Origin of the sequence: Legionella tunisiensis (genome assembly GCF_000308315.1) — a bacterium.
GTDB classification, from domain to species: Bacteria; Pseudomonadota; Gammaproteobacteria; order Legionellales; family Legionellaceae; genus Tatlockia; species Tatlockia tunisiensis.
Genome location: NZ_CALJ01000183.1, coordinates 1 through 7,504, shown reverse-complemented (window position 1 = coordinate 7,504; position 7,504 = coordinate 1). Strand labels below are relative to the sequence as shown.

Below are 7,504 nucleotides of genomic sequence, written 5' to 3'. Positions count from 1 at the left end.
AAGCTAGGATACCAATGATCAACACATTCGATTAAAGGGGCAATCAGCCCAATAATATCTTTATCTTTTAAAACTGAAAAAACAGCATGTACCGTTCTCCCCGCTGACAATTCTTTAATAAATTTTGCCAGATTGTTGACTGCTTGCGGGTTATGCGCTACATCAAATAGGGTCTCTACCTTCCCTTTACAAATTGCAACCGTCCCATCAAAGAAGCACTTTTAATTCCCTGCATTAATTGAGAGTACTGGACAGGTAACAGCGTTTGCAAACAAATTGAAGCCATTATTGCAGCTGCAACGGCATTACAATGCAATTGTGGCTGAGGTAGATCAATTATTTGTTCTGACGTCACAAACTGCAAGCCATTTGCACGAAGCAGATAATTATATTCCCGACCATATAAATACAAAGGAGTATTATGCGCATGAGCTTGTTTTAAAATGCTTTTCGGCGGATTGTTATCAGCAAAGATCAATGGTTTATTTGCTCTTAAAATACCAGCTTTTTCGAAGCCAATAGCCTCTTTCGTATTGCCTAAAAAAGTTTGATGATCAAAATCAATCGTTGTAATAATAGCTAAATCTGCATCGATAATATTTGTAGCATCCAAACGACCGCCCAGCCCTACTTCCAGAATAATCAAGTCAAGACAATGTTGTTTGAAATGCCATAAAGCCGCTAAAGTCGCAACCTCAAAATAGGTTAGATGGACATTAATCGCACTTCTGGCTTCTTCAATGACACAAAATGCATCACACAGTTGCTGCGCACTGATCGGCTGCCGATTAATTTTAATTCGTTCATTAAATGCCAATAGATGTGGCGAGGAATAACTGGCAACTTGATAACCAGCTGCCCAATAGATTGCTTCGAGTGAAGCTACCGTTGAACCTTTACCATTTGTTCCGGCAACTGTAATAATTTTTGTATTTGGATTTAACAAATCCAAATGCCCAGCTACTTGCCGGATTCGGGATAAGCCTAGTTGAATCTCCTGGTGGTGGCGATTTTCAAGATAAGCTAACCACTCAGCAACATTAAAAATGGTTATACGGCTTCATCAAAGATATTGCTTACATCTCGGCGAGATAGCTTTGCTACAAGTTCAGCCACGGTGCTCCTTAAAGCTTTTCGTTCAACAATCATGTCAATATGGCCATGCTCAAGCAAAAACTCACTGCGTTGAAACCCTTCAGGCAAAGTTTGCCGCACTGTTTGCTCTATAACACGTGGCCCCGCAAAACCAATCAATGCGTTTGGTTCAGCAATAATAATATCACCAAGACTCGCAAAACTAGCTGAAACACCGCCCATAGTAGGATCCGTCAATACAACAATAAAAGGCAATCTAGTCTCTGAAAATCTAGCAAGTGCAGCCGAAGTTTTAGCCATTTGCATTAATGAAAATAGACCTTCCTGCATCCGCGCACCGCCACTTGCAGTGAAACAAATGTAAGCTCTTTTTTCAGCTGCTGCTGCATTAACAGCCCTGACAAATTTTTCACCAACGGTTGCCCCCATAGAGCCACCCATAAAATTAAATTCAAAAGCACTGACAATGACAGGTTGACGCATCAAAGCACCCTTCATGACAATTAAAGCTTCTTTTTCTCCTGTCGCTTTTTGTGCCTGACTGATTCGGTCCTTGTATTTTTTAGAATCTTTAAATTTCAAGCGATCTATTGGCTCTAAATCTTCCGCAATTTCTTCTTGACCTGCCTCATCCAAAAATTGCGCTAAGCGCTCTCTGGCAGACAAGCGATGATGATGATTGCAATTGGGGCATACGGATAAATTTTTTAATAATTCGGTACGATAAAGAACTGAACTGCAACCTAAACACTTTACCCAAAGTCCTTCAGGAACTCTTTTTTGTGACGTTTCAGTTCTAATTTTTGAAGGCAATAATTTTTTAACCAACTCATATAGGAATCCATTAATCTTAATCCGGCTATTATAACCTGAAATTGATGCTTGCACGACTAATTGTTACCAACAACCTCTTCTTATTAAAAAGGTTATTTTTTAGTCTTAATTTATCATTTAATTTCAAAAATTATAATAAATAAACAACATGTATGATAATAGAAATGCTTCTGCTTTTAATTGGATTTTTTTAGTGAAAAATACTACTAAAAGCTAAAGTTTATTTCTCTTTTTCCGATAAGGTAATTGGGTTCGATAAATTTAAAAAATAAGAATTTATCGATATAAATGGGAAATCCCCCTACAGGGATTCAGGTCGAGGAGATTTAGTCATGGCTCAAGTGATTAACACCAACGTAATGTCGCTTAATGCGCAACGTAATTTAAATAGTTCACAAAAACGATGCAAACGGCCATTCAGCGCTTGTCATCTGGTCTACGCATTAACAGTGCAAAAGGATGATGCGGCAGGTCTTGCTATTACTGAACGTATGACCGCTCAAGTACGCGGTATGACCCAGGCGATCCGTAATGCTAATGATGGTATTTCTTTATCGCAAACTGCAGAGGGTGCGATGCAGGAAACCACTAACATTCTGCAACGTATGCGTGAACTTTCTCTACAATCCGCTAACTCAACCAATAACTCTGGCGACCGTCAAGCCATACAGGAAGAGATTGTACAGTTACAAAGTGAGTTAGATAGAATTGCATTAAATACTGAATTTAACGGCCAACGTATTCTCGATGGCTCGTTCTCCAGTGCCAGTTTCCAAGTAGGTGCTAATGCTAACCAAACGATTAATTTCGCTATTGGAAGTATTAAAGCCTCGTCTATGGGGGGGATAGCACAACAAACCGGTACGGAAGTATCTGCAGTAGCAGCAACCGATATTACGATTGCTGTGGGTTCTGGTGCAGCAACTACCATCAGTTCTAGTGCTGGATTTACCGGAAATGCGCAACAAGATGCCACCTCCGCTTATGCAAAAGCAGCAGCGATTAATGACGCCGGGATTGCAGGTCTGAGTGTCAGTGCCGTAACAACTGGAACTCAAACCATTGGTCCGATTGGTGGTACCGCAGCAGATACCTATAACCTGAGCATTAATGGTGTTGCAATCTTCACTAACGAAGACGTTGCTACTGCACTCAGCAATACCGCTCTTAGGGACGCAATTAACTCTGTAAGCAGTCAAACAGGGGTAACTGCCAGCCTTAATGGTGGCGATATGACCCTAACTGCAAGCGATGGCCGTAATATCGATGTGACAGAGAGCGGTACTGGTTTTGTTGCAGGTACCGATGGTTTGACTGTTACGGGTGGAGCCTTCGATGGTACCTTACGCGGTACACTGACCATTAGTGCAGCAGAAACATTGACCATTGGTGGTACAGTAGCCACGGTTGGTCTAGCCTCTTCAATTGCCAGAGATTCTAATGGTATTGATACCATTGATGTCAGTACTGTATCAGGTGCACAATTAGCTATCCGCCGTTTGGATTCAGCACTTACTTCTGTTAGCTCTAACCGTGCCGCAATGGGTGCGTTGCAAAACCGCTTTGAATCAACCATTGCTAACTTACAAAACGTAACAGAAAGTCTCACTGCTGCACGAAGCCGGATTCAGGATGCGGACTTTGCCGCAGAAACAGCAAACCTGACTAAGGGACAAATATTGCAACAAGCTGGTACAGCGATGCTGGCCCAGGCCAATAGCTTGCCACAATCAGTGTTGCAATTGTTAGGATAATGTTTAAAGCATCATGCAGGGTTTCCTGCATGATGCTTGTTTGATTGCCCTTGATTATCTGCAACAGGGCATGGAGGCTGTCATGAATGTTGAATCACTAAGTAAAATGAATACGCTCTCATTTGAAACAACGAATAAAGAGCAAAGCAATAAAATAGAATCCAATGTGGGTATGTCTAATTTTACAATAACCTCTATCGAAACTAAATCCGCTATTGATGAAGCAACAGGACTGCTACAAACAATCGTCACTGACAAACTGTCAGACGAAATTATTCGTAAGATGCCTCCTGATGAATACTTACAGCTATTATCAATGATTGATAGGATGATTAGAGGAACCATCGATAAAAAGTTTAGAATTAGTTGGTACTTATTTTGCTAAGAAAATTAGATTTTTAAATCAATTGATAAACGCTTAATTTTAAGAGAAGGAATTAATCGTGGCTAGTTTAACATCATCAGGAGTAGGCTCTGGACTAGACGTTAAAGCGATTGTTGAAGCCTTGGTGCAAGCAGATATTACTCCTGCAAAAAACAGACTTGATAAACAAGAGGCTAGCTATGCTACGCAGCTATCCGCTTTAGGCCAAATTAAAAGTGCTTTGTCTAATCTACAAACGTCTATGATAAAACTATCTAATATCGATCAGTTTTATGCCTTAAAAAGTTCTGTAAGTGACACAAACATTCTCTCTGCCAGCGTTAATAATGATGCCTCAGCAGGTCAGTACCAAATTGAAGTACAAACCTTGGCATCAAAACAAAGTCTTGCTTCCACAGCTTTTTCAGACTCCTCTACGGTCGTTGGTAGCGGCAGTATCACTATCGATTTCGGCACATACAGCAGTGGTGATACTGTCTTTACTGCAAACCCAGATAAACAATCAGTTACTATCAATATTGCCCCGGGACAAAATACCCTATCGGCTATCAGAGATGCTATTAATAACAGCAGTGGAAGTGTGCAAGCGAATATTGTAAAAGACAGTTCAGGCTCCCGACTAAGCTTGACCAGCCCTGACACTGGCGAAGCGTTAGCAATGCGAATTTCAGTCGTTGATAACGACGGAACTAATAACGACGCAATAGGCTTATCTGCTCTCGCCTATGATCCAACAATCGGTAATAATTCCCTCACTCAAACAGTCGCCGCGAAAGATAGCGAGGTACTCGTTAATGGTTTGTTATTAACACAAAGCACTAATCAACTGACAGATGTGATTGAAGGTGTCACCATCGATCTTAAGAAAGCGCAGCCAGGTACTCTTGTTGATTTAAAAATAAGCAATAATGACTCTCAATTGACTACCTTAGTTAATGAATTTATTAAACAATACAATGACACAATGACCACAATAAATGCACTGACAGGTTATAATGCCGAAACTAAAAAAGGGGGTACCTTACAGGCTGATTCAGGAATTCGCACTTTAAAATTGAACTTAACCAAAATACTTGGAGACCCTTTAGCAAAAACTGGCAGCACAATACTTACTCTAGCTGATATTGGTATCAAAACCAACAAGCAGGGATTGCTTGAAATGAACAGCGATAAATTTAATGCTGCTGTAACAGATAATTACGATGCTGTTGCCACCCTTTTTGCTAAAACAGCAACTGCCACTGATCCAAATGTCCACATCAAATCCGTAGGAAATGATGTTAAAACTGGGCGCTATAACCTAGTACTTACTACGTTTACACCAGGAACTGCCTTATCTGGCACCATTGGTGGAGCGAATGCCACTTCAAGTGATGGTTTAACACTGAAAGGTACTAATGATTTCCAGGGATTAAATCTTGAGATTTCAGCTGGCAGTATCGGTGCCAGAGGAGAAATCGAAATAACAGATGGTCTAGCAGTAAAATTTAATCATTTACTAACTGATTACCTAGGTGATTCAGGGGCTCTCTCTACCCGAACTGAGCGGTTAAACGATCGTTTGGACGATCTCGGTGATCAGCGTAATCAACTCGCAATTAAAGCAACAGCGCTTTCCAACCGTTATACCAAACAATTCACTGCTCTTGACGCATTATTGGTTAAAATGCAAAGCACTAGTGATTTTCTAACACAACAATTAGCCAACTTACCACAATTGACTGTGAATAGGAGGTAAATGCAATGAAGAATCCTTATCAACAAGCCCTTGAACAATACAAATCAATTGAATTACAAACCCGTGTGGAAACAGCGAATCCCCACGAACTAATTCACTTACTATTACAAGGCGCACGTTCACATATAGCCACAGCTCAAGGGAACATACAACGCAAGCAAATCAGCGAAAAAGGCGAGCACATTGGAAAAACCATAAGCATAATCGAAGGTCTTCGTGTAAGCCTTGATCATGAAAACGGTGGCGAAATTGCTGAAAATCTGGATAAACTTTATGAATATATTCAACGCATTCTACTAAAAGCAAACTTGGATAATAATATTGAACTACTTATCCAGGCCAATGCGTTACTCACAGATATACATGAAGCCTGGCAAGCGATTAAATTAGAAAGTGCGTAACTTACATCAAAGATACTATTCCTAACAAAGTTAATAATAATTTAACAAACAATTTGTAAAGTTTTTTCTTTATGCCGTTAAATTAGATACCAGTTAAAAAATTGGGCTCACTATGAAACGGCTGATTAAAAAGATAACAACAATACTACTAGCCACTCTCGTTTCAACAGCCTGGTCTCAAACACGGTACGGGGAAACCTTGTGTAAGGAGCCTGATTATTTCTGTATCAAAATAAAGAATGGTCAAAGCTGGAATAGCTTGTTTCCTAATAACGAAGAGAAAGACATTGTACGCCGTGTTAATCGAATGAACATTGCTTTACGATCGGGCATGATTATAGCAATTCCTAGAAACATCGATCGACTAACTATCTATGATGTTTCCCCCTTCCCCCGTTATATAGAGCCCGATGGGGAAAAAACCATCTATATCAGTCAAAAAAATTAGCTTGGGGAGCTTATGATGAAGATGGTGAGTTATTATGGTGGGGACCGATTTCATCAGGTGAAGGCAAATGCTCTGGCGTCATAGGCGGTTGTTCAACGCCCTCTGGCTCTTACCGAATTATTCGTAAACAAGATATTGACTGTATTTCTACCGCCTTTCCTAGACGTGCAGATGGCAACAATGGAGGTGCCGAAATGCCTTTTTGTATGCATTTTTTCGTGGATACGCTCTGCACGGAAGTGAGACAGTACCTGGATACCGAGCAAGTCATGGCTGTATAAGGATGTTTACCGAGGATGCTCGTTGGTTGAATGAGGAATTTGTTGAGTTACCAGGCGGCGGGATGAAGGGCACTCGAGTTATCATTGATTCAGCCGATGATTAGGTTTATTGACATTTCGCTAGCTTTTCGGCCTAGATAGTAGAAATGTCAACAGGCCCTAAATTTAAATGCCTTTTTGCCATTTTATTGTAATAAGGCGAAAGAGCCATGCACGCCATTGGCAACCAGCTTATTTTTAAATTAGATGTCATGCGTTTATTAGCAAAAGGACCAACTTTAACCACAAAACGATTCGCATGTTTCTCAATAACAACAGGTGATGGTGTTAATTTTGCTAATTTATTTTGCAGTAAATTAGCTAATTTTTCTGAGTTAAAAGCACCAGCCTGCACATAATAACGAGCAACATGTTTGCCAGTATTCAGGGCTTCTATTTCAACAGGCGCAGTCCCTTTAGGTAATAAGCCCAATTTTATGGCAGCGGCATAGGAAAGATCAATAACTCGATCACTGTGGAATGGACCTCGATCATTCACTTTAACAATCGTAATAACTTCGTATAGCAT

Annotated in this window: 7 protein-coding genes and 2 pseudogenes; 5 read left to right on the top strand and 4 right to left on the bottom strand. The window is 40.4% G+C overall.

What is annotated here, in order from left to right:
- From BN58_RS37795 to accD, 3 genes and pseudogenes are all read right to left on the bottom strand, one after another.
- A pseudogene (locus BN58_RS37795) lies at positions 1 to 131 on the bottom strand (bifunctional tetrahydrofolate synthase/dihydrofolate synthase); the annotation flags it as partial.
- Between the two features lie 44 nt (positions 132 to 175).
- A complete protein-coding gene (locus BN58_RS24435) occupies positions 176 to 973 on the bottom strand; it encodes a bifunctional folylpolyglutamate synthase/dihydrofolate synthase (protein ID WP_269570245.1) in 798 nt (265 codons plus the stop codon).
- A gap of 77 nt (positions 974 to 1,050) precedes the next feature.
- Positions 1,051 to 1,923 (bottom strand): acetyl-CoA carboxylase, carboxyltransferase subunit beta, encoded by an 873-nt coding sequence (gene accD, locus BN58_RS11095; protein WP_019216892.1) that lies wholly within the window; start codon positions 1,921 to 1,923, stop codon positions 1,051 to 1,053.
- Between the two features lie 338 nt (positions 1,924 to 2,261).
- Between accD and BN58_RS24430 the strand changes: the two genes are divergently transcribed.
- The 5 genes and pseudogenes from BN58_RS24430 to BN58_RS24425 all read left to right on the top strand — a co-directional run bounded on the left by BN58_RS24430 (position 2,262) and on the right by BN58_RS24425 (position 7,040).
- Positions 2,262 to 3,683 (top strand): flagellin N-terminal helical domain-containing protein, encoded by a 1,422-nt coding sequence (locus BN58_RS24430; protein WP_198009875.1) that lies wholly within the window; start codon positions 2,262 to 2,264, stop codon positions 3,681 to 3,683.
- 13 nt (positions 3,684 to 3,696) lie between these two features.
- On the top strand, positions 3,697 to 4,068 hold the full coding sequence (locus tag BN58_RS11085) for a flagellar protein FlaG (RefSeq protein ID WP_019216891.1): 372 nt from the start codon (positions 3,697 to 3,699) through the stop codon (positions 4,066 to 4,068).
- 58 nt (positions 4,069 to 4,126) lie between these two features.
- Positions 4,127 to 5,806: a flagellar filament capping protein FliD gene (fliD, locus tag BN58_RS11080; RefSeq protein WP_019216890.1), complete on the top strand. Its 1,680-nt coding sequence runs from the start codon at positions 4,127 to 4,129 to the stop codon at positions 5,804 to 5,806.
- 5 nt (positions 5,807 to 5,811) lie between these two features.
- Complete coding sequence (fliS, locus tag BN58_RS11075) at positions 5,812 to 6,207, top strand: flagellar export chaperone FliS (protein WP_019216889.1); 396 nt, start codon at positions 5,812 to 5,814, stop codon at positions 6,205 to 6,207.
- Positions 6,208 to 6,319: 112 nt separating this feature from the next.
- A pseudogene (locus BN58_RS24425) lies at positions 6,320 to 7,040 on the top strand (L,D-transpeptidase).
- Positions 7,041 to 7,069: 29 nt separating this feature from the next.
- Here BN58_RS24425 and BN58_RS36115 read toward each other — a convergent pair.
- Positions 7,070 to 7,504, bottom strand: a 435-nt coding sequence (locus tag BN58_RS36115) for an RlpA-like double-psi beta-barrel domain-containing protein (RefSeq protein ID WP_019216888.1), incomplete at its 5' end; no start/stop codon positions are given.